General features: G+C 67.8%; 26 protein-coding genes. 15 read left to right on the forward strand and 11 right to left on the reverse strand.

Going from position 1 to position 24,562, the window contains the following annotated elements; genetic code table 11:
• Positions 1–114 precede the first annotated feature (114 nt).
• Together BHQ18_RS11965 and lpqN are read left to right on the forward strand one after the other, a co-directional pair.
• Positions 115–1,191 carry an AI-2E family transporter gene (locus BHQ18_RS11965; RefSeq protein WP_069413817.1) on the forward strand — a complete coding sequence of 359 codons (1,077 nt, stop codon included), beginning with the start codon at positions 115–117 and terminating at the stop codon, positions 1,189–1,191.
• 134 nt (positions 1,192–1,325) lie between these two features.
• Positions 1,326–2,003, forward strand: a complete 678-nt coding sequence (gene lpqN, locus BHQ18_RS11970) for an envelope biogenesis lipoprotein LpqN (protein WP_069413910.1) — start codon at positions 1,326–1,328, stop codon at positions 2,001–2,003.
• A gap of 36 nt (positions 2,004–2,039) precedes the next feature.
• On the opposite strand, the gene BHQ18_RS11975 is transcribed toward lpqN, so the two are convergent.
• The gene (locus tag BHQ18_RS11975) at positions 2,040–3,161 is read right to left on the reverse strand and encodes an NAD(P)H-dependent flavin oxidoreductase (protein ID WP_069413911.1); all 1,122 of its coding nucleotides are present in this window, start codon (positions 3,159–3,161) and stop codon (positions 2,040–2,042) included.
• On the reverse strand, positions 3,161–4,813 hold the full coding sequence (locus BHQ18_RS11980; RefSeq protein WP_069413818.1) for a medium/long-chain-fatty-acid--CoA/3-oxocholest-4-en-26-oate--CoA ligase: 1,653 nt from the start codon (positions 4,811–4,813) through the stop codon (positions 3,161–3,163). Before BHQ18_RS11980 ends, BHQ18_RS11975 begins: the two co-directional genes overlap by 1 nt.
• 69 nt (positions 4,814–4,882) lie before the next feature.
• Between BHQ18_RS11980 and BHQ18_RS11985 the strand changes: the two genes are divergently transcribed.
• Complete coding sequence (locus tag BHQ18_RS11985; protein ID WP_069413819.1) at positions 4,883–5,683, forward strand: crotonase/enoyl-CoA hydratase family protein; 801 nt, start codon at positions 4,883–4,885, stop codon at positions 5,681–5,683.
• On the opposite strand, the gene BHQ18_RS11990 is transcribed toward BHQ18_RS11985, so the two are convergent.
• Entirely contained in the window at positions 5,670–6,023 is a 354-nt protein-coding gene (locus tag BHQ18_RS11990; RefSeq protein WP_069413820.1) for a pyrroloquinoline quinone biosynthesis protein PqqD, read from the reverse strand. The genes BHQ18_RS11985 and BHQ18_RS11990 overlap by 14 nt on opposite strands.
• Positions 6,024–6,245: 222 nt before the next feature.
• On the opposite strand from BHQ18_RS11990, the gene BHQ18_RS11995 reads away from it, so the two are divergent.
• Positions 6,246–7,655 (forward strand): MFS transporter, encoded by a 1,410-nt coding sequence (locus BHQ18_RS11995; protein WP_069413821.1) that lies wholly within the window; start codon positions 6,246–6,248, stop codon positions 7,653–7,655.
• On the opposite strand, the gene BHQ18_RS12000 is transcribed toward BHQ18_RS11995, so the two are convergent.
• From BHQ18_RS12000 to BHQ18_RS12010, 3 genes are all read right to left on the reverse strand, one after another.
• Positions 7,627–8,829 carry a cytochrome P450 gene (locus BHQ18_RS12000; protein ID WP_069413822.1) on the reverse strand — a complete coding sequence of 401 codons (1,203 nt, stop codon included), beginning with the start codon at positions 8,827–8,829 and terminating at the stop codon, positions 7,627–7,629. The genes BHQ18_RS11995 and BHQ18_RS12000 overlap by 29 nt on opposite strands.
• Before the next feature lie 2 nt (positions 8,830–8,831).
• Complete coding sequence (locus BHQ18_RS12005; RefSeq protein ID WP_069413823.1) at positions 8,832–9,551, reverse strand: acetoacetate decarboxylase family protein; 720 nt, start codon at positions 9,549–9,551, stop codon at positions 8,832–8,834.
• A 78-nt stretch (positions 9,552–9,629) separates the two neighbouring features.
• Positions 9,630–10,661 (reverse strand): LLM class F420-dependent oxidoreductase, encoded by a 1,032-nt coding sequence (locus BHQ18_RS12010; protein WP_069413824.1) that lies wholly within the window; start codon positions 10,659–10,661, stop codon positions 9,630–9,632.
• Between the two features lie 58 nt (positions 10,662–10,719).
• Here BHQ18_RS12010 and BHQ18_RS12015 point away from each other — a divergent pair, with 58 nt between their 5' ends.
• The 5 genes from BHQ18_RS12015 to BHQ18_RS12035 are packed head-to-tail and all read left to right on the forward strand — an operon-like array spanning position 10,720 to position 15,282.
• Positions 10,720–11,733 (forward strand): Zn-ribbon domain-containing OB-fold protein, encoded by a 1,014-nt coding sequence (locus BHQ18_RS12015; RefSeq protein WP_069413825.1) that lies wholly within the window; start codon positions 10,720–10,722, stop codon positions 11,731–11,733.
• A 9-nt stretch (positions 11,734–11,742) separates the two neighbouring features.
• On the forward strand, positions 11,743–12,810 hold the full coding sequence (locus BHQ18_RS12020) for a thiolase family protein (protein WP_069413826.1): 1,068 nt from the start codon (positions 11,743–11,745) through the stop codon (positions 12,808–12,810).
• Positions 12,807–13,982, forward strand: a complete 1,176-nt coding sequence (locus tag BHQ18_RS12025) for a thiolase family protein (RefSeq protein WP_069413827.1) — start codon at positions 12,807–12,809, stop codon at positions 13,980–13,982. The genes BHQ18_RS12020 and BHQ18_RS12025 overlap by 4 nt, the downstream gene beginning before the upstream one ends.
• A complete protein-coding gene (locus BHQ18_RS12030) occupies positions 13,982–14,869 on the forward strand; it encodes a TIGR03619 family F420-dependent LLM class oxidoreductase (RefSeq protein WP_372516664.1) in 888 nt (295 codons plus the stop codon). The genes BHQ18_RS12025 and BHQ18_RS12030 overlap by 1 nt, the downstream gene beginning before the upstream one ends.
• Positions 14,866–15,282 carry a nuclear transport factor 2 family protein gene (locus tag BHQ18_RS12035; protein WP_234794153.1) on the forward strand — a complete coding sequence of 139 codons (417 nt, stop codon included), beginning with the start codon at positions 14,866–14,868 and terminating at the stop codon, positions 15,280–15,282. Before BHQ18_RS12030 ends, BHQ18_RS12035 begins: the two co-directional genes overlap by 4 nt.
• Here BHQ18_RS12035 and BHQ18_RS12040 read toward each other — a convergent pair.
• On the reverse strand, positions 15,279–16,271 hold the full coding sequence (locus BHQ18_RS12040) for an MOSC domain-containing protein (protein WP_205866082.1): 993 nt from the start codon (positions 16,269–16,271) through the stop codon (positions 15,279–15,281). The two genes, BHQ18_RS12035 and BHQ18_RS12040, sit on opposite strands and share 4 nt — an antisense overlap.
• 67 nt (positions 16,272–16,338) lie before the next feature.
• On the opposite strand from BHQ18_RS12040, the gene BHQ18_RS12045 reads away from it, so the two are divergent.
• Positions 16,339–16,971, forward strand: a complete 633-nt coding sequence (locus BHQ18_RS12045; RefSeq protein ID WP_069413828.1) for a hypothetical protein — start codon at positions 16,339–16,341, stop codon at positions 16,969–16,971.
• On the opposite strand, the gene BHQ18_RS12050 is transcribed toward BHQ18_RS12045, so the two are convergent.
• Entirely contained in the window at positions 16,968–17,501 is a 534-nt protein-coding gene (locus tag BHQ18_RS12050) for a gamma carbonic anhydrase family protein (RefSeq protein WP_069413829.1), read from the reverse strand. The two genes, BHQ18_RS12045 and BHQ18_RS12050, sit on opposite strands and share 4 nt — an antisense overlap.
• A 110-nt stretch (positions 17,502–17,611) precedes the next feature.
• Between BHQ18_RS12050 and BHQ18_RS12055 the strand changes: the two genes are divergently transcribed.
• From BHQ18_RS12055 to BHQ18_RS12065, 3 genes are read left to right on the forward strand one after another with little or no spacing between them, the layout of a single operon-like run.
• Positions 17,612–18,775 carry a 3-ketosteroid-9-alpha-monooxygenase, oxygenase component gene (locus BHQ18_RS12055; protein ID WP_069413830.1) on the forward strand — a complete coding sequence of 388 codons (1,164 nt, stop codon included), beginning with the start codon at positions 17,612–17,614 and terminating at the stop codon, positions 18,773–18,775.
• Positions 18,775–19,230 (forward strand): hypothetical protein, encoded by a 456-nt coding sequence (locus tag BHQ18_RS12060; protein WP_205866083.1) that lies wholly within the window; start codon positions 18,775–18,777, stop codon positions 19,228–19,230. Before BHQ18_RS12055 ends, BHQ18_RS12060 begins: the two co-directional genes overlap by 1 nt.
• Before the next feature lie 48 nt (positions 19,231–19,278).
• Complete coding sequence (locus tag BHQ18_RS12065) at positions 19,279–19,932, forward strand: sensor domain-containing protein (protein WP_069413832.1); 654 nt, start codon at positions 19,279–19,281, stop codon at positions 19,930–19,932.
• Positions 19,933–20,010: 78 nt separating this feature from the next.
• Here BHQ18_RS12065 and BHQ18_RS12070 read toward each other — a convergent pair whose 3' ends face one another.
• From BHQ18_RS12070 to BHQ18_RS12080, 3 genes are read right to left on the reverse strand one after another with little or no spacing between them, the layout of a single operon-like run.
• Positions 20,011–21,159: a sulfotransferase family protein gene (locus BHQ18_RS12070; protein WP_069413833.1), complete on the reverse strand. Its 1,149-nt coding sequence runs from the start codon at positions 21,157–21,159 to the stop codon at positions 20,011–20,013.
• Positions 21,156–21,938, reverse strand: coding sequence for an SDR family oxidoreductase (locus BHQ18_RS12075; RefSeq protein WP_069413834.1), 783 nt, complete (start codon positions 21,936–21,938; stop codon positions 21,156–21,158). Before BHQ18_RS12075 ends, BHQ18_RS12070 begins: the two co-directional genes overlap by 4 nt.
• Positions 21,938–23,065 (reverse strand): hypothetical protein, encoded by a 1,128-nt coding sequence (locus BHQ18_RS12080; RefSeq protein ID WP_069413835.1) that lies wholly within the window; start codon positions 23,063–23,065, stop codon positions 21,938–21,940. Before BHQ18_RS12080 ends, BHQ18_RS12075 begins: the two co-directional genes overlap by 1 nt.
• Before the next feature lie 85 nt (positions 23,066–23,150).
• On the opposite strand from BHQ18_RS12080, the gene BHQ18_RS12085 reads away from it, so the two are divergent.
• Together BHQ18_RS12085 and BHQ18_RS12090 are read left to right on the forward strand one after the other, a co-directional pair.
• Positions 23,151–24,053: an IclR family transcriptional regulator gene (locus tag BHQ18_RS12085; protein ID WP_069413836.1), complete on the forward strand. Its 903-nt coding sequence runs from the start codon at positions 23,151–23,153 to the stop codon at positions 24,051–24,053.
• Positions 24,054–24,142: 89 nt separating this feature from the next.
• Positions 24,143–24,541, forward strand: coding sequence for a hypothetical protein (locus BHQ18_RS12090; RefSeq protein ID WP_069413837.1), 399 nt, complete (start codon positions 24,143–24,145; stop codon positions 24,539–24,541).
• Positions 24,542–24,562 lie beyond the last annotated feature (21 nt).

The following is a 24,562-nucleotide window of genomic DNA, read 5'->3' on the forward strand; positions in this document are numbered from 1 at the left end:
CATTTAACCCGCTCACCGCCCGTCAAACGCGTGGTTCGGCGGCGCACGGTTTGTCCGGCGCGCCACAGTGGTACTGGTCCAGGTGACCCTTAGTCGATTGACCGCGTGCCCGTGATGGATCCGGTACGGGCGCGGGCGGCGCTGTACGGCGCCGCCAAGATCTCCGCGTGGTCTCTGGTGGTGGCCGCCGCGGCCGTGGCGGTGCTGTGGCTGATCGGCGCGCTGTGGATGGCGGCGTGGCCGATCATCATCGCGTTGCTGCTGACCACGCTGACGTGGCCGGTGGCCCGGTTCCTGCGCGGCCACCGCTGGCCCGCCGCGGCGGCTGCCCTCACGGTGACCGCGGGTTTCCTGCTCCTGGTGTTCGGGGTGGCCGCGTTGATCGCGATCCCGGTCGGCGCGCAAGCCGGACTGGTCGCCGAAGGCGTCGCTCGCGGCCTGCAGACACTGCAGGACTGGGCGCAGGGCCCGCCGCTGAACCTCGACAACGACCAACTGGACAGCGTCGTCGACGCCGTCGTGAACCAGGTGCAGAGTTCGGCGTCCGATATCGCCGGAGTGGTGGTCGGCGGCGTGGGAACGGTCGTCAGCGGCGTGGTGACAGCGGTACTGAGCGTTGTGCTGCTGTTCTTCTTCCTCAAGGACGGTCCACGGTTCCTGCCCTGGGCGCGCAACAATCTGCCCGGCGCGTCGGCAGTGCACGTGCCCGAACTGCTGTCCCGGGGTTACGACGTCCTCGGCAGGTTCGTGCGGTCCCAGGCGTTGATCGGGTTCATCGACGCGGCGTTCATCGGGTTGGGCCTGCTCATCGTCGGCGTACCGTTGGTGCTGCCGCTTTCGGTGCTGATCTTCGTCGGGGCGTTCGTGCCCATCGTCGGCGCCTTCGTCGCCGGCGCCGTGGCAGTGCTGATCGCCCTGGTCAGCAACGGATTCGTCAACGCCTTGATCGTGTTGGCGATCATCGTGGTGGTCCAGCAGTTGGAAGGCAATCTGCTTCAGCCGGTCGTGCAGGGTAAAGGCCTGCACGTGCACCCGGCGGTGATCCTGCTGGGGGTCGTCGTCGGTGGGCAACTCGCCGGCGTCGTCGGCGCACTGCTCGCGTCGCCGGTGGCCGCGTTGATCGCGGTGGTCTGGCGTTATCTGCGGGACCAGTTGTCGGTACCGCCGGAAGACCCGGTCATCGACGGTTGATGCGACACCACCTACACCCGTGGCGGCCGCCCGCATTTGCCAGATACGACAAGCTCGGCATTTCTGCTCATCAACGACCTGTGGACTTCTACACTCGATTCGCCGAACGATTCTTGAGCGGACAGGAGTCACCGATGAAGTCCTTCCCGGCTGCGGCCGCACTGACCGTCGCGCTCGCGGTCGCGCTGTCGGGTTGCGGCTCCGACACCACGACCGGTACCGCCGCCCCAAGTGTCGAGACGGTCGCCTCGACCGCGAAAGTGGCTGCCCGCGACGAGAATCCAGCGGGCCCGAACCCGACCATCGCGAGCTACATCGCCGACAACGACATCTCCGAAACGCAGGTCAACCGCGGGGACCCGGGTTCACCGGTCATCGAACTGCCGATCCCCGACGGCTGGGCGCCCGCCGGCGACGACACCCCGGAGTGGGCGTACGGCGCGATCATCTACACCGGACCCGAAGCCGCCGACTACACCCCCAGCATCGTCGCCCTGCTGTCGAAGCTGACCGGCCCGGTGGACCCGCAGGCGATCATCGACCTGGCCCCCGGCGAATTGCAGAACCTGCCCGGGTGGAGCGCGATGAACGACGGCGAGGAAAGCGCGCTCGGCGAGTATCCCGCCTACCAGCTCGGCGGCACCTGGAATTCCGACGGCGTCACCAAGATGGTCGCGCAGAAGACCGTCGTGATCCCCGGCCCCGACGCGGTGTACGTACTTCAGCTCAACGCCGACGCGCTCGAGGTCCAGATGGGCCTCATCGGTCCGGCCACCATCACAATCGACGCGGAGACCACGATCAGCTTCTGACCCGCGTGCGTCGAGCCCACACCGCCGGCGCGAAAGCTAGTCCCCTCGGATGGTGTCGAGCCGGCGCGAGGCCTCCTCGAAACCGGACACCAGCTCGGCGATGATGTCGGCGACCGGGCGGATCTCGTTCATCCGGCCGACGATCTGGCCTACCGGCATCGCGACCGTGTCCGGGTTGTCGGAGTCGTTCATCCGCTGGTGCGCCTCGCTGACCAGGATGTTCTGCAGCGGCATCGGCAGCGGTTCGGGCGCGTCGGGGGCATCCCACGCGTCGGTCCACTTGGTCTTCAGCAGCCGCGCGGGCTTGCCGGTGTAGATCCGGCGGCGCACGGTGTCGGCCGAGGTGGCCCGCAGCAGCCCCTCCTGGATCGTCGAGGTGCCGCCCGGCTTGCGGTGGCCGAGGTCGTATTCGGCCGCGGTCAGGAACGCCGAACCCATCCACACCCCGGACGCGCCGAGCGCCAGCGCCGCGGCCACCTGCCGGCCGGTGCCGATACCGCCGGCGGCCAGCACCGGCGCCTTGCCGTCGAGCGCGTCGACGATCTCCGGCCACAGCACCATCGAACCGATCTCACCGGTGTGCCCGCCGGCCTCATGGCCCTGCGCGACGACGATGTCGACGCCGTTGTCCACATGGCGCTGAGCGTGTTTCGCGCTTCCGGCCAGCGCCGCGACCGGAACGCCCGCCGCATGCACCTGGTCGATGACGTCCTTGGGCGGCGATCCGAGCGCGTTGGCGATCAGCTTGATCGGGTGTTTGAGCGCCACCTCGACGTGCGAGCGTGCCACCGAGTGCAGCCACCCGAGCACACCCTCGTTGCGGTCGCCTTCCTCGGGCAGCGGCGGCACGCCGAGGTCGGCGAGGGTCTTGTCGACGAAATCGCGGTGGCCCTGCGGGATCAGCTTGTTGATGTCGACCGCGGTGCCCTCCTGCGGCACCTTGGCCGGCATCACCACATCGACTCCGTACGGCAAGCCGAGAGTGTTCTCGTCCATCCACTGCAGGACGTTCTCGAGATCGTCGGCGTCGTTGAACCGCACACAGCCCAGCACGCCCATGCCGCCCGCACGGGTGACCGCGGCGGCCACCTTCTCCGACGGCGTGAAGACGAAGATCGGGTACTGGATCCCGAAGCGGTCACACAGTTCGGTGCGGATCATGACCCACTCCCTACATGGTTCGCGTGCGCGTCGTCGGCGGGCCGTTCCTCGGTGGTGTCCTTGGCCCAGCGGTAGTCCGGCTTACCGGCCGGGGTGCGGTGGATTTCGTCGACCCACCACACCCTGCGCGGCACCTTGTACCCGGCGATCTCGCGGCGCACGAACGTGTCCAGGTCGGCCAGGGTCGGGTTGGTGCCGGGGCGACGGTGCACCACCGCGGCGACGCACTGGCCGTAGCGCTCGTCGGGCACGCCGACGACGAGCGCGTCGAACACATCCGGATGCCCCTTGAGCGCAGCCTCGACCTCTTCGGGGTAGATCTTCTCGCCGCCGCTGTTGATCGACTGCGAGCCGCGGCCGAGCATCGTGACCGTGCCGTCGGCCTCGACCTCGGCGAAGTCACCGGGGATCGCGTAGCGAATCCCGTTGAACGTCTTGAACGTCTCGGCGGTCTTCTTCTCGTCTTTGTAGTAGCCGACCGGGATGTTGCCCTTCTTGGCAATCAGCCCGCGCACGCCCGAACCGGGTTTGACCTCGTTGCCGTTCTCGTCGAGCACGACGGTGCGGTGGTCGATGGTCACCCGCGGCCCGCCGGTGTGCGACTGGCCCTTGGCCACGATGCTGGTCCCGCCGAAGCCGGTCTCCGAGGACCCGATCGAGTCGGTGATCACCCGGTTGGGCAGCAGTTCGAGGAACTTCTCCTTGATGCTGGTCGAGAACAGCGCGGCCGTGCTCGCCAGCAGGAACAGCGACGACAGGTCGGGTTCGTGCCCGGCTTCGTGCAGCTTGGTCAACGCGTCGAGCAGCGGACGTGCCATCGCGTCGCCGGTGAAGAACAGCAGGTTCACCTTGTGCTTCTCGACGGTCTGCCAGACCTCGTCGGCGTCGAATTCCGGGGCCAGCACGGTGGTCTGGCCGGAGAACAAGGACATCCAGGTCGCCGACTGCGTCGCGCCGTGGATCATCGGCGGGATCGGGTAGCGGATCATCGGCGGGTTCTGCCCGGCGGCCTTGGCCAGGTCGTACTCGTCCTTGACGAACTCGCCGGTGGCGAAGTCGGTGCCGCCGAACAGCACCCGGTAGATGTCCTCGTGGCGCCACATCACGCCCTTCGGGAAGCCGGTGGTGCCGCCGGTGTACAGCAGGTAGATGTCGTCTTCGCTGCGCGGGCCGAAATCGCGTTCCGGCGAGGCCTGTTCGAGCGCGGAGTAGAACTCGACGCCGCCGTAGCGTTTGAAATCGTCGTCGCTGCCGTCCTCGACCACCAGCACCGTCTTCACCGCCGGGGTCTCGGGCAGCACGTTGGCGACGCGGTCGGCATAGCGGCGCTCGTGCACCAGCGCCACCATGTCGGAGTTGTCGAACAGGTACTTCAGCTCACCCTCGACGTAGCGGAAGTTGACGTTGACCAGGATGGCGCCGGCCTTGACGATCCCCAGCATCGCCACGACGATCTCGTTGCGGTTGCGGCAGTACAGCCCGACCTTGTCGTCCTTCTTGACGCCCTGGTCGATGAGGTAGTGGGCCAGCCGGTTGGCCTGCTCCTCCAGCTGGGCGTAGGTGAGCTGGTCGTCGCCGCAGATCAGGGCGACACGGTCAGGCACGGCGTCGATGGCGTGCTCGGCAAGATCAGCGATGTTCAAGGCCACGGAACCTAAACTAGAACGTGTTACATTTCCAGACAAGTCTGTGGCACCGAAGCTGGAAGGTGAACATCCTTGAGTGACGCCGAGAAGGGCCCCGACGCCCTCATTGAGCAGCGCGGACACACCCTGATCCTGACGCTGAACCGGCCCGAGGCACGCAACGCGCTTTCCACCGAGATGCTCTCGATCATGGTCGAGGCGTGGGACCGGGTCGACAACGATCCGGAGATCCGCACCTGCATCCTCACCGGCGCCGGCGGCTACTTCTGCGCGGGCATGGACCTCAAGGCCGCCACCGCCAAGCCGCCGGGCGACTCGTTCTCCGACGGCAGCTACGATCCGTCGCGCATCGACGGCCTGCTCAAGGGCCGTCGGCTCACCAAGCCGTTGATCGCGGCGGTGGAGGGCCCCGCCATCGCGGGCGGCACCGAGATCCTGCAGGGCACCGACATCCGGATCGCCGGCGAGAGCGCGAAATTCGGGATCTCCGAGGCGAAGTGGAGCCTGTACCCGATGGGCGGGTCGGCGGTGCGCCTAGTGCGCCAGATCCCCTACACCATCGCGTGTGACCTGCTGCTGACCGGCAGGCACATCACCGCGGCCGAGGCCAAGGAGTACGGGCTGATCGGCTACGTGGTGCCCGACGGCACCGCGCTGGACAAGGCGCTCGAGATCGCCGAGGTGATCAACAACAACGGGCCGCTGGCCGTGCAGGCGATCCTCAAGACCATCCGCGAGACCGAGGGGATGCACGAGGAGGAGGCGTTCAAGCCCGACACCGCCAACGGCATCCCGGTCTTCCTCAGCGAGGACGCCAAGGAGGGGCCGCGCGCGTTCAAGGAGAAGCGGGCGCCGAACTTCAAGATGCGCTGAGCGACGGCGGCGCCGGGATCGCCATCGCGACGAAGTCCAGCCGCCACCACGCCTCGAACAGCTGGCGGGCGTATTTCTCGACTGTGGGTCCATTGCCCTGCGGCCCGGTCGGCAGTGTTCGCGCCGCCGCGCTGATGTCCCGGATGGTGCGCTGCCCGTCGATCAGTTGCGCGACGGCGGATTGGTTGTCGTTCAGCGTCATCCGATAGTCGGGCCGGTAGATCGCATGGTCGGCGACCCCGTAGCCGTGGCGCAGGTGCGGTACGTAGGCCAGGCAGCCGAGCGTCGTGAAATCGATGCGGTAACGCTGTACCGGCCGTTCGGCTCTGCAGGCCAGCAAGAAGTGGCAGCCGCTCCCAGTCGACGGCCTTACAGTGGTCGAGGTCCTCGACCGGGAAGGGGTACGTCCACTTCTCGTACTGCCGGAGACGACGTCGGCACGCGGGTCGGTCATCGCCGTTATGCCGAGGCGTGGAACGTCGTCAGCAAACTTCCGCCAATTCGCTTGCTTCGATTCCGCCGACATAAACCACGCCTGCGTCAATTACTGCTAAGGTTCGCCATGCCCGCTGGCAAACCCACCGCTCGCACGCTGTCGACGCGCCAGATCGCGTTCCTCGTCGCGGCGTTGCTGATCGCGGTCATGTCGTTTCAGCTCAACGCCACCATGCTGGCGCCGGCCATTCGCGACATCGAGACCGAACTGGGCAAGGGTGCGTTCGCGGCGATGTCCACGTACTTCTATCTCGCCGGCGCCGTCGGCAACGTGGTCCTGGTGCGGTGGAGCGATTTCCTCGGCCGCAAGAAGATGATGTTCGTCGTCTTGACCGTGCTGACGGTCGGCACCGCCCTCTGTCTCCTCAGCACCTCACTGCCGGTGGTGCTGTTCGGCAGGCTGCTGCAGGGTGTCAGCAATGTGACGTTCGCCCTGGCCTTTCTGATCATGCGGGAATGGTTGCCGGACAAGACGTTCGGGCTGTGCAGCGGAATCGTGACCGCGATGACGGGCGGGGTGGCGGGTGTCGACGGGCTGGTGGGCGGCTATTTGTCCGACCAATTCGGATACCGGTCGATCTTCCTGCTCATCGGTGTTGTCGGGCTCCTCGGGATCGTGATGTGCGCGGCGGCCCTGCCCGCCGACGATCCGCGCCGTCACGCCCCCGGCCGGATGGACTGGAAGGGCGCCGCCCTGATCGCGACCGGTGTCGCCGGCATCAACCTGTTCTTCGCGGCTGGCAGCGGATCGGGGTGGGCCTCGCCGCTGGCGCTCGGCATCATCGCGGCCGCGGCCGCGGCGCTCACCATCCTGGTGATCGTCGAGCGCCGAACAGAGCATCCGCTGGTCAACATCGACGCGCTGCGCGGCCGAGAGGCGTGGCCACTGATCGTGGTCACCATCCTCAACATGGCGTCGTTCCTCGTCGTCCTCGGCTTCATCGTGCCCTACATCGCCGAGGACACCGACTCCGGTTTCGGGCTCGACGGACTCACCACCGCGCTGCTGTTCATCACGCCCGCGGCGATCATCCAGTTGGCCGTTGCGCCGCTCGCGGGCCGCCTCGGCGTCCGGATCGGCTACGTGACCCTGCTGCGCGTCGGGCAGGTCGGCGGCGTGGTCGTCGGCGTCCTGATCGCGGTGTTCTCCGCCGACCGGACCCTGCTGGCGATCTTTGTCGCGCTGCTGGGGTTGGCGTACATGGGTGTGGCGATGACCGCGATGAGCATCCTCGGGGTCGTGCAGGCCCCCGACGACGAACCCGGCGCGCTACCGGGAATCGCCAACGCCGCCTACGGGATCGGGTCGTCGCTGGGGTTTGCGTGGGCCGGACCGGTGGTCGGGTCCGGCACACAGGCGAGTTTCGCTCTCGCGCTGTGGATCTGCGTCGGGATCGGGATGGTGTCGCTGGCGATGAGCATGGTGCTGCGGCCGCGGGCCCGTACCGTCAGCCGGGTACCTTCGCTGTCGGGCTGAACACCACCGGCATCCTCTCCAGGCCGGAGACGAAGTTCGCGGGCCGCAGCGGCAGGTCCTCGTCGGAGGCCAGCCGCAGGTCCGGGAGTCGCTGTAGCAGTTTGGTCTGCATGATCGACAGCTCCAGCCGCGCGAGCTGGTTGCCCAGGCAGAAGTGCGTGCCGAACCCGAACGCCAGGTGGTTGTTCGGATAGCGCTCGATGTCGAACGTGTCGGGGTTCTCGAATACCTTCTCGTCGAAGTTGGCCGACTCGAACAGCAGGATCATCTTCTCGCCCTCTTTGAGGGCCGTTCCGTGGAATTCGGTGTCGGTGGTGACGGTGCGCGCCATGTTCTTCACCGGGGCGGTCCAGCGCAGCATCTCCTCGATCGCGTTCGGCAACAACGACAGATCACTGCGCAACCGCTGGTGCTGGTCGGGATGCCGCAGCAGCTGACGGGTGCCGCCGGACAGCGTGTGGCGGGTGGTCTCGTCGCCGCCGATCAGCAGCAGCAGCACCTCGGTGACGATCTGGTGGTCCTCGAGCTTGGAACCTTCGACCTCGGCGTGCACGAGCACGCTGACCAGGTCGTCGGTCGGCTGTTCCTTGCGGGAGGCGATCATGCCCATCATGTACTCGGTGTAGGCGGCGAACGCGTCCATGGTCAGCTGGAACTTCTCCGGGTCCGCGGTGCTGCTCAGCGCGCCGACCAGGTCGTCGGACCACCGCAGGAACATCTCGCGTTCCTCGGGCCGCACGCCGAGCATGTCGCCGATGACGGCCATCGGCAGCGGCGCGGCCAGGTCCCAGACGAAGTCACACTCGCCACGCTCGCAGACCGCGTCGATCAGCGAATCACACAGCGCCTCAATGGATCCCTCGAGATCCTTCACCCGCTTGCGGGTAAAGCCGGAGTTGACGAGCTTGCGGCGCAGCAGGTGCTGCGGATCGTCCATCTCGATCATCATCTCGACGCCGGGCTGGTCCGGGCGGATGCCGCCGGCGTTGGAGAACAGCTCGGGGTTGCGCTCGGCCTCGATGACCGCGGCGTAGCTGGCGGCGGCGGCCAGCCCGTTGCGGTCGCGGAAGACCGGTTCGTGCTCGCGCATCCACTTGTAGGCCGATCGCGAGTCGCCTGCGTAGAAGGCGCCGTCGGTCAGGTCGACGTCGGGTTTGGTCTGCGGTGCCGTCATCGTCATGGCCGAACCTCCTGCGCGTCCGCGAACGACATCTCCACGTTGCCAGCCGAACTCGAGACCAGCGCCCGTTTTGGGAAACCGAGACCGGCGAGTTCCTTCGCGTAGGGGTGCTCGCCGAGCCGGACCCGCGCGCCGCCGGGCCGGTAGCGCACGTCGCGCAGCGTCATCTCGCCCAGCGTCTCGCGCACCACACCGTCCCGGTAGGAGAACGTCGGATGCGCCTGCGGTTTTCCGGTGAACGCCGACGGGACCTTCAGCCCGGGTTTGAAGTCCATGCCGACCGCGAACTGGCCGTCGATCGTGACATCGAACGAGTAGGTGTGGCCGTCGCGAACCGTGAAGTCCGCCATCACCTTCGGGTAGCCCCAGATCTTGGTGCCGGCCTCCAACGTGAACGCCTGGTCGACAGGTAGATGGTGGATGAACGCGCCCGCCGACTGCAGCGCCCGCGGTCCTGACGCCTCAGAGCCGGGCCGGTTCACCATCACGTTGGTGCCATACTCCCAGTACTTTCCGAGGTCGCCGTCCTCGTAGCGCATCAGCATCAGCACCACGATCGCGCGCCCGGGCAGATAGCGGCAGACCTGCAGCCCGCTGTAGTCGATCATCTGTTGGGCGGCGTCGGCGTCCACCGAGAACATCGCCATGTGTTGATGGGCTTGTCGGATCTGCACCGGCATCGTGAGCACCGTGCCGGCGATTGTGTGCTGAGTCACCGCGCCAATCTAGAACGCCGGGTAGACACCTAGCAAGGAAGTGTCTACTCAGCTGTGTCACGAGCGCCGGACAAGGGCCTAAACCAGCGCGGCCAGGTCCCGGATCTGCTCGGGCGAGCGCGCGCCGACGACCATCATCGTGACGCCGGCGGCCTCCCAGGCCTTGATCTGCTCCTGCACGTAGGCCAGGTCGCCGACGATCGCGGAGTCGTCGACCAGCTCGTCGGGGATGATCCTGGCGGCTTCGTCCTTGCGATCGGAGCGGAACAGCTTGGTCACGTCGTCCACGACCTCGGCGTATCCCATCCGGCGGTAGACGTCGGCGTGGAAGTTGGTGTCCTCGGCGCCCATCCCGCCCATGTACAGCGCCAGGTGCGGCTTCATCAGCTCCATGATCTCGGCGCGGTCGTCGGTGACGACCACCTGCGCCGTCGCGCAGATCTCGAAGTCCTCGCGGCTGCGGCGCGCACCCGGGCGGGCGAAACCCTCGTCGAGCCACTCGTTGTACATGCCGGCGATGCGCGGCGAGTAGAAGATCGGCAGCCACCCGTCGCAGATCTCGGCGGCCAGCGCGACGTTCTTCGGGCCTTCCGCGCCGAGCATCACGGGGATGTCGGCGCGCAGCGGATGGGTGATCGGCTTGAGGTTCTTGCCGAGCCCCGTGGTGCCCTCGCCGGTCAGCGGCAGCGGGTAGTGCGGGCCGTCGCTGCGCACGGGGGCCTCGCGGGCCCACACCTGGCGCAGGATGTCGATGTACTCGCGGGTGCGGGCCAGCGGTTTGGGGAACTTCGCGCCGTACCAACCCTCCACGACCTGGGGACCCGACACACCCAACCCGAGGATGTGCCGCCCGCCGGAAAGGTGGTCGAGCGTCAGCGCCGCCATCGCGCAGGCGGTGGGCGTGCGCGCGGACAACTGGATCACCGACGTGCCCAGCCGCATCCGTTTGGTCTCGCGCCCCCACCAGGCCAGCGGCGTGTAAGCGTCCGAACCCCACGCCTCGGCGGTGAACACCGTGTCGAAGCCGGCGTCCTCGGCGGCGGCCACCAGTTCGGCGTGGTTCTCCGGCGGCTGCGCGCCCCAATAACCCAACTGCAGTCCGAGCTTCATCGGCAGACCTCATAACGGTGTCTTGAAACCATTGTTAGAACCTGTTCTACTCGATGCCGTGACCACCAGCCAAAGCAGCCCGGTGCAGATCGATCCCCATCAGCCGCCGCTTTCGGCGCCGCTGAAGCTGTCATTCGACTACACCCGTTCAGTCGGACCACTCCTGTCCCAGTTCTTCACCGCCCTGCGCGCACGACGCATCGTGGGCGTGCGTGGCTCCGACGGCCGGGTGCACGTGCCACCCGCCGAGTTCGATCCGGTCACCTACGAGCGATTGACCGAGATCGTACCGGTGGCCGGCGTCGGAACCGTGGTGTCGTGGACATGGCAGCCGGCGCCGCTGCAGGGCCAGCCGCTGGACCGTCCGTTCGCGTGGGCGCTGATCAAACTCGACGGCGCCGACACCCCGCTTCTGCACGCCGTCGACGCGGGTTCCCCGGAGGCCATCAGCACCGGCGCGCGCGTCGCCGCGCACTGGGTCGACGAGCCCGTCGGCGCGATCACCGACATCGCGTACTTCACGCTCGGCGATCAGGCCGAACCCGAGGGCTCGAATGTTCAAGACGACGACCGCGACCCGGTGACCGTGCAGGTGACGCCGTCGTCGATCGAGATCCAGCACACCGCATCCCTGCCCGAGAGCGTGTTCCTGCGGGCCCTCGAGGAGGGCAAGCTTCTCGGCGCGCGCACCAAGAAGGGCCGCGACGGCAAGCCCGGCAAGGTGTACTTCCCGCCCAAGGAGGCCGACCCGGCCACCGGCCTGGCGCTCGACGAGTTCATCGAGCTGCCGGACAAGGGCACGGTCACCACGTTCGCGGTGATCAACATCCCGTTCGCCGGTCAGCGCATCAAACCGCCGTACGTGGCCGCCTACGTGCTGCTCGACGGCGCCGACATCCCGTTCCTGCACCTGGTCACCGAGATCGACGCGGCCGACGTGCGGATGGGCATGCGGGTGGAGGCGGTCTGGAAGCCCCGCGAGGAGTGGGGGCTGGGCATCGACAACATCGACCACTTCCGGCCGACGGGTGAGCCCGACGCCGACTACGACACCTACAAGCACCACCTGTAAAGGGCACACATGACTTCCGACCGCGCAGTAGCAGTCGTCGGGTTCGAGCACGCGCCGCATGTGCGCCGCACCGACGGGACCACCAACGGCGTCGAAATGCTGATGCCGTGTTTTCACCGGCTCTACGACGAGCTCGGCCTGCAGCAGACCGACATCGGCTTCTGGTGCTCGGGCTCCTCGGATTACCTTGCCGGGCGCGCGTTCTCGTTCATCTCGGCGATCGACTCGATCGGCGCGGTGCCGCCGATCAACGAGTCGCACGTCGAGATGGACGCGGCCTGGGCGCTGTATGAGGCCTACATCAAGATCCTGACCGGCGAGGTGGAGACCGCGCTGGTGTACGGGTTCGGCAAGTCCAGCGCGGGCACGCTGCGCCGGGTGTTGGCCCTGCAGACCGACCCGTACAGCGTGGCGCCGCTGTGGCCGGACTCGGTGTCGATCGCCGGGCTGCAGGCCCGCCTCGGACTGGACGCGAACAAGTGGACCGCCGAGCAGATGGCGCAGGTCGCGCTGGAGTCGATGACGGCCGCGGGCCGCACCGACAGCGAGAAGCCCGCCAAGTCGATCGACGAACTCCTCGAACGCCCGTACTTCGCGGATCCGTTGCGCCGCCACGACATCGCGCCGATCACCGACGGCGCGTCGGCGATCGTGCTGGCCGCCGGGGACCGGGCGCGCGAGCTCCGCGAGAACCCGGCATGGATCACCGGCATCGAACACCGCATCGAAACACCCGTGCTGGGCGCCCGCGACCTGACCACCTCACCGTCGACGGCGGCGTCGGCGTCCGCGGCCACCGGCGGTGACGCCGGTTCGATCGAAATCGCCGAGATCCACGCCCCGTTCACCCATCAGCAGCTGATCCTGACCGAGGCGATCGGCCTCGGCGATCGCACGAAGGTCAATCCGTCGGGCGGTCCGCTGGCCGCCAACCCGATGTTCTCGGCGGGCCTGGAGCGCATCGGTTTCGCGGCCCGGCACATCTTCGACGGGTCGGCGCAGCGGGTGCTGGCGCACGCGACGAGCGGGCCTGCGCTGCAACAGAATCTGGTCGCGGTCCTGGAAGGACGGTCATGAGCAAGCAGCTGGCTGCGGTGCTGGGCACCGGGCAGACGAAGTACGTCGCCAAACGCCAGGACGTGTCGATGAACGGTCTGGTGCGCGAGGCCATCGACAAGGCCCTGGCCGATTCCGGCTCGACGATGGACGACATCGACGCCGTGGTGGTCGGTAAGGCACCGGACTTCTTCGAGGGCGTGATGATGCCCGAGCTGTTCATGGCCGACGCCGTGGGCGCGACGAACAAGCCGCTGATCCGGGTGCACACCGCCGGTTCGGTGGGCGGGTCGACCGGCGTGGTGGCCGCGTCGCTGGTGCAGTCCGGTAAGTACCGGCGGGTGCTGTGTATGGCGTGGGAGAAGCAGTCCGAGTCGAACGCCATGTGGGCGTTGAGCATTCCGGTGCCGTTCACCAAGCCCGTCGGCGCGGGCGCCGGCGGCTACTTCGCACCCCACGTGCGGGCCTACATCCGTCGCAGCGGCGCGCCGAATCACATCGGCGCGATGGTGGCGGTCAAGGACCGGCTCAACGGGGCGAAGAACCCGTTGGCGCATCTGCACCAGCCCGACATCACGCTGGAAAAGGTGATGGGCTCGCAGATGCTGTGGGATCCGATCCGTTTCGACGAGACATGCCCGTCGTCGGACGGTGCATGCGCGATGGTGATCGGCAACGAGGAGATCGCCGACAAGCAGGTGGCCGACGGCAACCCGGTGGCGTGGATCCACGCCACCGCGCTGCGCACCGAACCGCTGGCCTATTCGGGGCGCGACCAGGTCAACCCGCAGGCCGGCCGCGACGCGGCCAAGGCGCTGTGGGCGGCGGCCGGCATCTCCAGCCCGATCGACGAGATCGACGTCGCCGAGGTGTACGTGCCGTTCTCCTGGTTCGAGCCGATGTGGCTGGAGAACTTGGGTTTCGCGCCGGAGGGCGAGGGCTGGAAGCTGACCGAGGCGGGTGAGACGGCGATCGGTGGGCGCATCCCGCTCAATGCGAGCGGCGGTGTGCTGTCGAGCAATCCGATCGGCGCGTCGGGCATGATCCGGTTCGCCGAGGCGGCGATCCAGGTGATGGGCAAGGCCGGCGACCACCAGGTCGAAGGCGCACGCAAGGCGCTCGGGCACGCGTACGGCGGTGGATCGCAGTACTACTCGATGTGGGTGGTCAGCTCGGACAAGCCGAGCCGCTGATGATGATGATGCAGTACACCTGCGCGGTGCCGATGTGCCCGATCGATCAGCTCGTCGACATCGCCAGGACCGCCGAGGAGGTCGGGTTCACCTCGATCGCGTTGCCGGACTCCATCTTCTACATGGAGAAGCAGGCGGCCGACTACCCGTACACGCCGGACGGCTCACGGATGTGGGACGAGAACACCCCCTGGGTGGACCCGTTGATCGCCGCCGGCGCGATGGGCGCGGTGACGTCGACGCTGCGCTTCTACACGAACGTGATGAAGCTGGGGTCGCGCAACCCGCTGCTGCTGGCCCGCCAGGTCGGTTCGGTGGCCAACCTGACCAACAACCGGTTCGGGTTCGGCGTCGGGATCGGCTGGGCGCCGGAGGAATTCGAGTGGTGCGGCCAGCCGTACGCCAAGCGCGGCAAACGGGTCGACGAGATGATCGAGGTGATCAAGCTTGTGCTGGCCGGCGGCATGGTCGAGTTCCACGGCGAGTTCTACGATTTCGACCGCCTGCAGATGAGCCCGGCGCCCAGCGCTCCGGTGCCGTTCTACGTCGGCGGCCATACCGACGTCGCGCTGCGGCGCGCGGCCCGCGTGGGTGACGGCTGGACCAGCGCGATGATGACCGGTGAGCAGTTGGCCGACACGATCGGCAAGCTCAAGGCGCTGCTGGCCGAATACGGCCGCGCGGACGCGCCATTCGAGTTCCAGGCCGTGTGCATCGACAAGTTCGGCGTCGACGGGCACCGCGAACTGGCCGAGGCCGGGGTGACCGACAACATCTTGGTGCCCTGGGTGTTCGAGGGGTTGGGCTTCGACGCGCCACTGCGGGACAAGCAGGATTCGATGAGGCGCTTCGCCGACACCTACATCCATTCGGGCTGGCAGCAGTGACGGTCACCGATCCGGGATCGCCGGTTCATCTGGCGGGCAGGCGGTCCCGCGAGGCGGCGATGGCACATGACAAGCAGGCGTGGCTGGACAACTTCGCCGATGACGCCGTCGTCGAGGACCCGGTCGGTCCCTCGCATTTCGACCCAGAAGGCAGGGGCCACCGCGGTAAGGAAGCCATCGCGGCGTTCTACGACACGGCGATCGCCCCGAGCGAGTTGCGCTTCGAGTTCGACCGGACCTACCAGTGCGGCAACGAGGAGGCCAACGTGGGCCGCATCGTGATCCACTCCGCGGGCTACGAGGTGACCGCCGAAGGCGTGTTCACCTACCGCGTCAACGGGGACGGCAAGCTGATCGCGCTGCGCGCCTTCTGGGAACTCGACCGGGCCGCGGCCAGCGCGCGCAAGCTCTAGCGGAACACCCGGTCGGCCACGGCGGTGGCCAGCCCGAGCGCGAAACGCTTGGCGCCCATGGTCGCGCTGTCGAGCAACTGTTTCGGCCGCGACGAGGAGGCCTCGCGGATGTCGACGGCGTCGCCGACCCGCACGAGGCCGGACCGGGTCACCGTGCAGTACACCCCGAGGCACCGCTGCGCGCGCGCCGCGACCGCGCGGGTGATCCGTCGGTCCACCTCGAGCCCGGGCTGGGCGCGGCTGGGCACGACGCAGCGGACGGTCTGCGAGATCACGTCGAGCCCGATGCCGCCGATCACGGCCTCGGCGCCCACCCACTGCGCCTCGGGCAGGTCCCCGTCCGGATCCTCGAGCGAGATCAGCACATTGGGCCGGAACCGGCGGACGTCGACGTCGTCGCCGATCTGGTCGGCGATGGCGGCGACGCTGCTCGTGGTCATGACGTGGACGGGCGCCAGGTCGACGAACATTCCCGGCGCCGTCGAGTAGCGGCCCAGCTTCAGCAGCTCGAACATCGGGAACTTCGCCAGGTCCGGCAGTTTCTCCCCATCGGTGACGCCGAAGTCGGCGCGCAGCTGGGCCGAGGCGATGGCGTCCTTCTGGTTGTGCAGCCGCATGCGGTGCAGGCTCGTGTCGTCGGCCGGCGGCAGGGCGGTCAGCTTCACCTCGCGGTCGACCAGTTCGGAGAGCTTGGTGTGCACCGCGGGGTCACGGCTGGACAGCACGGTGCCGTCGGGGAAGGTGATCTCGACCTCCGGGACGTTGCCGGGGCCGGCGTCCGGTGGCAGCGGGTCGACGTAGCGTGCCGTCGCCGTCAGCAACAGCGGGATGCGTCGCGCCGAGGCTGTGATGTCGCGTTCGAGGTCGCGGACCGCCCACAGCCGGTCGCCGTGCACCCCGCGCGGCCCGACATGGGTCTCGTCGACCCTGACCCCACCCAGCGACTTGACCGGATGACGCCACAGTTCGGTCACCGTGCCGATCGTCATGCCGCCACCGTACCCCCGCAGCGCGCCCACCAGCACCGACAGTGAGATCAGTACGTTGAGGTACGCAATGTCTGAGTACCGATTGAAGTCGCTGTCCGCCGCGGTCACGCTGGCGGCGCTCTGCGCCGCCGCCGTCGGCTGCGAGGCCGCGACCGACCCGAACGCGGGCACCGGAAGCCCGGCCGCCCCGCCGTCGTCCTCGTCGGTGCAGGCGGCGCCCACCACCAGCGCGACCGGCGACCCGGCCGTCGACTACGGCCGGCTGCTGCTCACAGCAGCCGATGTCAGCGACGACGAGGACACGTTCACGGTGCAGTCGACGAACCCCGGGCCCGACGGGCTGCCCGGGGCCAGCGCGCTTTTCGTCAACCAGGACGACACCCGCGCCATCGCCGACACGATCGTCGTCTACCCGGATGCCGAGACGGCGAGCAGGACGCTGCGCGACGCGCTGCCCAGCATCGGGTCGGTGGTCGCGGGCGCGACTCCGCGGCCGGTCCCGGTCGGCACCGACGGCACGCTGGCCGTCGGCACCTCACCCGACGGCGCCAAAGCGGCCACGCTGCTGGTGTTCACCCGCGGCCCGGCGCTGGTGCGCCTGGAATTCCAGAGCGCGCTGGGCGACGCCACCACCGACAGCTACGTGATCACCGTCGGCAAGATGCAGGAGATCGCGCTGCGCACCGGACTGCCGGACTAGCTCTCGTCGACGGGCTGCATCCCGGCCGTGTAACGACGGGCCAGTTCCTGATACGCGGACGGGTTGGTGTTGACCCACATCTCGGCGCCGGTGCCGGCGATTGGGCCGCGCACCTTGGCGGGCGCACCGGTGACCAGCACCTCGTCGGGGATCTTCGTCCCACCGACCACCAGCGAGTGCGCGGCGATCAGGCTGCGTCGGCCGATGATCGCGCCGTCGAGCACCGTGCAGTGGTTGGCCAGCACCGCCTCCGCGCCGATGTGCACGCCGTGCACCACGCAGCCGTGCGCGATCGTGGCGCCCGGCCCGACGTCGACGGGGATCCCCGGCGGTGCGTGCAGCACGCAGCCGTCCTGGACGTTGGCGCCCTCGCGGACGACGATGGGGGCGAAGTCGGCGCGTAGCACCGCGTTGAACCACACGGAGGCGCCGGCCTCCACGTGGACGTCGCCGACCAGCGTCGCCGTGGGGGCGATGAATGCGCCCGGATCGATGGTCGGCGTGCGGCCCTCGAATGAGTACAACGGCATTGTTCGGTTATACAGCTGGTGACGACGCTGGTAGAAGCGTTTGGATTGCGCGCCCAGCGGGAAAAACTGTAACGTGTTCTAGTTAGAGACACAGAACCGGGAGGCCCACCGTGACTACCGAAACAGCCGGGATTCGCGAGATCGACACCGGCGCCCTGCCGGACCGGTACGCCAGGGGATGGCACTGCCTCGGCCCCGTGAAGAATTTCCTCGACGGCAAGCCGCACGGCATCGAGATCTTCGGCACCATGCTGGTCGTTTTCGCCGACTCCAAGGGCGATGTCAAGGTCCTCGACGGCTACTGCCGGCACATGGGCGGCAACCTGGCCCAGGGCAGCATCAAGGGCGACGAGGTGGCCTGCCCGTTCCACGACTGGCGCTGGGGCGGCGACGGCAAATGCAAGCTGGTGCCCTACGCCAAGCGCACCCCGCGGTTGGCCCGCACCCGCGCGTGGGAGACCGACGTGCGCGGCGGCCTCCTGTTCGTCTGGCATGACCACGAGGGCAACCCGCCGCAGCCCGAGGTTCGGATCCCCGAGATCCCCGAGGTCGAAAGCGATGACTGGACCGACTGGAAGTGGAACTCGATCCTGATCGAGAACGCCAACTGCCGGGAGATCATCGACAACGTCACCGACATGGCGCACTTCTTCTACATCCACTACGGGCTTCCGACGTACTTCAAGAACGTCTTCGAAGGGCACATCGCCAGCCAGTACCTGCACAACGTGGGCCGGCCGGACATCAACGACATGGGCACCACCTACGGTGAGGCGCATTTGGACTCGGAGGCCTCGTACTTCGGCCCGTCGTTCATGATCAACTGGCTGCACAACAACTACGGCGGCTACAAGGCCGAGTCGATCCTGATCAACTGCCACTACCCGGTCACCCAGAACTCGTTCATGCTGCAGTGGGGCGTCATCGTGGAGAAGCCCAAGGGCCTCGACGAGAAGACCACCGAACGGCTCGCCGACGTCTTCACCGAGGGTGTCAGCAAAGGCTTCCTGCAGGATGTCGAGATCTGGAAGCACAAGACCCGCATCGACAACCCGCTGCTGGTCGAGGAGGACGGCGCGGTCTACCAGATGCGCCGCTGGTATCAGCAGTTCTACGTCGACGTCGCCGATGTGACGCCGGAGATGACCGACCGGTTCGAGATCGAGGTCGACACGACGGCGGCCAACGAGAAGTGGAACGTCGAGGTCGAGGAGAACCTCAAACGCCAACAGGCTGAGGCGGACGAGAAAGAGACGGCCGAGCAGCCCAGCTGATGAGCCCGCGCGAGGAAGCACCCGATGTTGACCGGCTGGCCCGGGCGATGCTGCTGCTGCACGGCGCTCATGACGACGACGATCACCACCACGGGCCGGGCGGTGACGGCGGCTCTGCTTTGAAGGCGCCGTCGTTCGGTGCGGACCGCACCGCGGCGCTGCGCGAGGCCACCCAGCGCGACCGGGACCGCTACCTGCGGTCCGGGCTGGTGTCGGTCGACTGCCGGTTCTGTCACGTGTCGGTCGACGTGAAGAAGCTGGGCCCGGCGCACACGTCGGTGCAGTGGAACACCGAGGCCACCCGACGCTGCGCGTACTTCGCCGAGATCCGGGAGTCCGGCGGCGAACCGGCCCGCGCCAGGTCTTGCCCGCGGCTGGCCGACAGCATCAAACATGCTGTCGCGGAGGGCTGTCTGGAGGAAATGTCGTCGGCCCCCTCCCCCGGCGACGGGTAAAGTTCCTTTCGCGAGCAGACACAAAATCGCATGGAAGGGGCGCCGACTATGCGATTCTCTGTCTGCTCGCCGCTCGTGGTGGCCGTGCTCGCGCTCAGTGCGGCGGCCTGCACCCGGGTCGTCGACAGTCCCGCGCCCCAGGCCGAACCGCCGGTCGCGCCGATCACCGCCGGGCAGATCGGTGACCTGCTGAGCCCGAAGGTCGACAAGACCGACGGCAACCTGTTCGTCACCGTCGAGCCGCCGGACTGCGCGGGGGTGGCCCGCGAGGTCGACCCGCCGTTCATCGCCGACTACCACCCCGCCGCCTACGACGGCGGCCACTGGATGACCGACATCTCCGGCCGCGAGGTGTACGTCGAGGAGATGGTCGGCGTGTACCGCTCCGACTACAACGCCAAAGACGCTCTGGCACAGGCGAAGAGCACAATCGAGTCGTGTCGCGGCCGGACCTTCTGGGTCACCAGCATGGCCGAGCGCGAGTACGCGTTCCAGCTGCTGCCAGCGATCGAGTCCAGCGCGCCCGAAATCGTGCTGTGGTCGTTCAGCGGCGACAACTGGGCGTGCGACAGCGCGTTCGTCGCCGCCTACAACGCTGCCATCGAGATCTCGACGTGCGGGCCCGCCAACGGCTACGACGTCGCCACCCTGGCCGAGGAGGCACTCGAGCGGATCAGGACCCTGGCCAACACCGCGGCCTAGTTTGCCCGCCGAGCAGACGCAAAGTGCCCTGAAATCGCGCGCAATGCAGTCACTTTGCGTCTGCTCGCCAAAGAAACGCTAGAGGCCGGCGAACCGCTCCTTGACCTGTTCGGCGGTCAAACCGTAGTCGGCCAGCGAGTAGGTGTGCTTCGGCGCGCGCGGCCCCTGCTTGCTCGCCTCGTGGGTGGCAGCCATCGCCTCGCGGGCGGCGTCGGTGAACTCGATGCCGAAGGCCCGGTAGATGTCCTCGACGGCGCCGACCGGATCCTTGATCAAGGCGAAGTAGTCCAGGTCGTAGAACTGCGCCGGATCATGTTTGGTGCGTTCGGCGTTGAACAGTTCCAGGCCGCGCGACCAGGTCTCCAGCGAGTCCTGCCCGATCACGTCGCCGACGAATGTGTTCGACCAGCCCTCGGTGGTGTGCTGGGCCAGCGAGCACATCGACGCCATGATCGTCTCGGCCGGCCGGTGGCACTGGATGACCAGCGCGTCGGGATAGGTGTTGAACAGCGCGTCGAGCGCGAACAGGTGGCTGGGGTTCTTGAGCACCCATCGCTTCTCGGGTTCGTTGAGCCCGATCAACTGCAGGTTCTTGCGGTGGCGCTGATACGGTTTCGTCCAGTCCTGCCGAGCCAGCCACTGCGAGTACGTCGGGACGTGGGCCAGCGTCTCGTAGGACACCGAGTGCAGCGACTGGCGCAGCAACTGCCAGCATTCCTCGACCTCGTCGGCGGTCATGTAGTGCAGACCGGTGTAGTCCGGGTTCTCGTCGTGCGCCTTGCGAAACTGCGCGTCGAGCTGCGCGAAAACCGGGTTGTCCGGCCAGGTTTCACGGGGCGGACGTGGTTGCGGGAATTCCGCCAGCCACAGCTCCAGACCCTGGTGTCGCGGGTCGGCGGCGAGGAGCCGGTGGATCGCGGTGGTACCGGTGCGGGGCAGCCCGGTCACGAAGATCGGCTTGGAGATCGCGACGTCGACGTGCTGCGGGTGCTGCTTCCACGCCGCCTCGCTGACCAGCCGGGCGACCAGCGCGTTGCGGACGAAGAAGCGCTGCATCTTGCTGCCGAGCTCGGTGAGATCGGCGTCGCGGCGGTACGACTCGAGCAGCACGCCGAGGGCCTCGCGGTAGTTGTCGTCGTCGCTGCCGAAGTCGTCGAGACCGCACGCCTTCGTGGCCGACGCGTGCAGATCCTCGACGGTCCCGACGTCGGTGCGCGGGGCACTCACGCCTTGTACTCCCCGCAGTTGACGTCCAGCGCCTGCCCGGTGATGCCGCTGGACAGGTCGCTGGCCATGAACAGGATCGCCGAGGCCACCTCGTCCTCGGTGGGCAGCCGCTTGAGATCCGAGGCCGCCGCGGTGGCCCGGTAGATCTCGTCGACCGTCGTGCCGTACTTGCCGGCCTGATGGTTGAAGTAGCTTTCCAGGGTGCCGCCCCAGATGTAGCCGGGCAGAACGGAATTCACCCGGATCCCCTGCTCGCCGAGTTCGGTGGCCAGCGACTGTGACATCGCCAGCAGCGCCGACTTGGCCATCTTGTACGCGCCGTACTTGGCCTGCGAGTGGCGCACCACCATCGAGTTGACGTTGACGACCGACCCGTTGGCCTCCGCCAGCGCGGGGGTGAAGCCCTGGATCAGGCGCAGCGCCCCGAAGACCGTCAGCTCGATCGCGTCGCGCATGTGCTCGAACGTGGTGTCGGCCAACGGTTTCATCGACGGCACCCGGAACGCGTTGTTGATCAGCACGTCGACCCGGCCGTAGGCCGTCATCGTCTCCTCGACGAGGTTGGCGACCTGCGCCTCGTCGGTGATGTCCGTGCCGACCGACAGCGCGCGCCTGCCCAGGTCCGTGACCTGTTTGGCGACGTCCTCGAGCCGCTCGACGGTCCGGGCCGCCAGCACAAGGTCGGCGCCCTCCTGTGCGCAGCGCCGCGCGAGCGTGGTCCCGAGCGCGGGCCCGACCCCGCTGATGACGACCACCTTGCCGTCGAGCAGACCCGGCATCAACCCACCATCCTGTTCTGAATCTGCTGCTGGCGCAGCGCGATCCGCTCACGCCAGGCTTCGTCGGAGATCTTGTTCGCCTCGTAGTAGGGCAGTGCGGCGGCGACTTTGTCGATGTCGAGGACCTCGACGGTGGGGCCGTCGCCCTCGGTCAGCTCCCGTGAGAGCCGCTGCCAGCGGAACTGCAGGTAACCCTTGCGGTGCCCCAGGGTCTCGCACCAGTTCGTCACGCCGGGGTTGGCGTCGGACACCACGATGCGGATCTTGTTGTCCGGATCCTGTTGCGCCTGAGTGCCGTTCAGCGATGTCTGGTGATTGATGTAGTCCAGTGAGATGTACCAGAGGCTGCCGAGCTGGAAGCCGAGATATGGTGCTTCACTGACCGGCAGCGTGATGATCATGGCCTGGTCCGGCGCCAGGTCGAAGTGACCGACCGACGAGTACTGCGTGGCCAGCCCGCCCGGCGTGAGGCGCGGCGCGACCATCGTGTTCACGGGCAACGTGTTGTAGAACCACTGCGGGAACTGCAACCACGTCTTGACCCGCTGCACCAGTTGCTTACCGGCGACCGCGTACCGCTTCTCGATCAGCTCGCGGGTCAGCGGCGGGGGCGAGGTGCCTGCGGTGTCGGTGCGTGCGATGGCGATGTGGCCGCGCTGCGCCGACCAGTCGTTGTAGACCTCGCGGATCACCAGTTGCGACGGGCTGCTCGGGGTGACCCGCCACTCGAACGTGCCGTCCTCGGCGATGTCGAGTTCGCGGTCGTCGAACGCGGCCTGACTGGGCGGGACGTTGTCGTCGGTGTACTCACCACCGAGCAGTTGAAACGCCAGATCGGTGGTGGTGCCGCGCCGGCCGGTGACGACGTACTCGTGGCCCGCCTGGACCCGGGTGCCGAAGTACAGCGCATCGGGGTTGTCGAGGCCCATCTTGGTGAACGGTCCGGTGCCCGACTGCAGGAACGGATGGTCGCGGTCGTAGTCGAACGCCAGGTGCGTGCACGCCGAGATACATCCGGCGAGGTACTGCAGGCCCTCGAGCAGGTCGGCCTCGGACTCGATGAACGGTGCGGTGGCGACGAGGTGCTCGGCTTCGGCGATCGCGTCCGTCAGTGGCTGCGTGTACACCCTGCCGAAACTAGAACCTGTTCCAAACAGAGTCAATATGCTGACCGCTCTGGTCCAAATATGGAACGGGAGTTAGCCTATCGCGGTGTCCCAAGAACCGTCGGGTCGCGCGTCGCCGCCGACCGAGCGCGTCGTCCGGATTCTGGATTTTCTGGCCCAGAATCCCGGCGAGCGCTTCGGGGTCTCGGAGTTGGCCCGCCGCGTGGGGCTGAGCAAGCCGACGTGCCTGGGTATCACCACCTCGCTCGTGGAGTCGGGTTATCTGGTGCGCGATCCCGCGGACAAGACCTACCGGCTCGGCCCGTCGCTGATCACGCTGGGACACCGCGCCCAGGAGTCGATGCGGGTGAGCCCCGCCGCGCGCGAGCACCTGCGCCGGTTGTCGTCGCGGTTCTCGGTCACCGCGGCGCTGTCCGGCGTCGTCGACGACCGCATCACCGTGCTCGACCTCGTCGCCCCGGCCGGCACCCGGACCGGCGTGGAGGTCGGCCAGAGCTACCCGTTCGCGCCGCCGGTGGGATTGATGTTCGTGTTGTGGGACGACGAGGCCGAACGCGACTGGCTGGCGAGGGAACCGACGCTTCCGCTGCGCACCGACACCGAACGCCTCACCCGGGTGATCAGCGCATGCCGGGCCGACGGTTACCTGGTCGAACGCATGACCCCGGCGGGGCGGCGGCTGTACTCGCTGATGGCGGGCATGTCCGCCGACCTGCCCGACGAACTGCGCGCCCTGCTCGGAGAGCTGGTGTCCGACATCGGCGAGCGTGTCTACCTGCGCGACGAGAGCCCCGGCGGTCGCACGCGCCACGACATCAGCGTCATCTCGGCGCCGGTGTTCGACCACTATCGACGGCAGGTGATGGTCACCTCACTGCACATCGGGAGCGCGCTGACCGACAGCGAGATCGCCGAACGGGCCCGCGCGCTGGTCGCCACCGCCGACGCCGTGACCGCGCAGCTCGGCGGGGTCAAACCCGACAGTTAGCCGGGCACGGTTTTTCACCCGCGCGGCTCGGGTATCCGACGGCGCGGTTGGGGGGTCTTCCGAAGGAACCACTGCACAAGGAGTTCACAGTGAAGATCCGAACATTCGCAGCCGGCACGGCCATCGCCGGTGCGCTGGGACTGTCTGCAATAGGTCTGGGCACCGGATTGGCGACCGCCGATCCCAAACCCGGACCGAACCCGCCCGGGCACGACGACATCTGGTTGCCCGGCGATCCGCCGGGGCACAACCCGTTCGGCCCGCCGGGGCAGGTCAAGAAATGGGACCCGCTGCAGACCCCGCCGGGACACTGGGGCGATCCCGGCGAGCATTGGAACGACCCGGCCTACTTCGGGCTACCGGTGGTGTGGCTACCGCCGAACATCCCCGGGGTGACCGCGCCGCTGAACGTGGTGTGGAACCCGGGCTCGGCGGCCTGGGGTGTGTGGGTGAACCCGACGTGGTTCGTCCCGCTCCCGCCGGCGTAGACGCGACGACGGCTCCTCCAG

This window comes from Mycolicibacterium flavescens (genome assembly GCF_001722335.1).
GTDB classification, from domain to species: Bacteria; Actinomycetota; Actinomycetes; order Mycobacteriales; family Mycobacteriaceae; genus Mycobacterium; species Mycobacterium flavescens.

What these genes read in the sequence shown, in the direction of transcription:
- BHQ18_RS12030 (WP_372516664.1), top strand. Translation starts at nt 13,982, where the DNA reads ATGATGATGATGCAGTACACCTGCGCGGTGCCGATGTGCCCGATCGAT.
- lpqN (WP_069413910.1), top strand. Translation starts at nt 1,326, where the DNA reads ATGAAGTCCTTCCCGGCTGCGGCCGCACTGACCGTCGCGCTCGCGGTC.
- BHQ18_RS12025 (WP_069413827.1), top strand. Translation starts at nt 12,807, where the DNA reads ATGAGCAAGCAGCTGGCTGCGGTGCTGGGCACCGGGCAGACGAAGTAC.
- BHQ18_RS12000 (WP_069413822.1), bottom strand. Translation starts at nt 8,829, where the DNA reads ATGACGGCACCGCAGACCAAACCCGACGTCGACCTGACCGACGGCGCC.
- BHQ18_RS12065 (WP_069413832.1), top strand. Translation starts at nt 19,279, where the DNA reads ATGCGATTCTCTGTCTGCTCGCCGCTCGTGGTGGCCGTGCTCGCGCTC.
- BHQ18_RS12045 (WP_069413828.1), top strand. Translation starts at nt 16,339, where the DNA reads ATGTCTGAGTACCGATTGAAGTCGCTGTCCGCCGCGGTCACGCTGGCG.
- BHQ18_RS11995 (WP_069413821.1), top strand. Translation starts at nt 6,246, where the DNA reads ATGCCCGCTGGCAAACCCACCGCTCGCACGCTGTCGACGCGCCAGATC.
- BHQ18_RS12020 (WP_069413826.1), top strand. Translation starts at nt 11,743, where the DNA reads ATGACTTCCGACCGCGCAGTAGCAGTCGTCGGGTTCGAGCACGCGCCG.
- BHQ18_RS12050 (WP_069413829.1), bottom strand. Translation starts at nt 17,501, where the DNA reads ATGCCGTTGTACTCATTCGAGGGCCGCACGCCGACCATCGATCCGGGC.
- BHQ18_RS12075 (WP_069413834.1), bottom strand. Translation starts at nt 21,938, where the DNA reads ATGCCGGGTCTGCTCGACGGCAAGGTGGTCGTCATCAGCGGGGTCGGG.
- BHQ18_RS12010 (WP_069413824.1), bottom strand. Translation starts at nt 10,661, where the DNA reads ATGAAGCTCGGACTGCAGTTGGGTTATTGGGGCGCGCAGCCGCCGGAG.
- BHQ18_RS11965 (WP_069413817.1), top strand. Translation starts at nt 115, where the DNA reads ATGGATCCGGTACGGGCGCGGGCGGCGCTGTACGGCGCCGCCAAGATC.
- BHQ18_RS12060 (WP_205866083.1), top strand. Translation starts at nt 18,775, where the DNA reads ATGAGCCCGCGCGAGGAAGCACCCGATGTTGACCGGCTGGCCCGGGCG.
- BHQ18_RS12040 (WP_205866082.1), bottom strand. Translation starts at nt 16,271, where the DNA reads ATGACGATCGGCACGGTGACCGAACTGTGGCGTCATCCGGTCAAGTCG.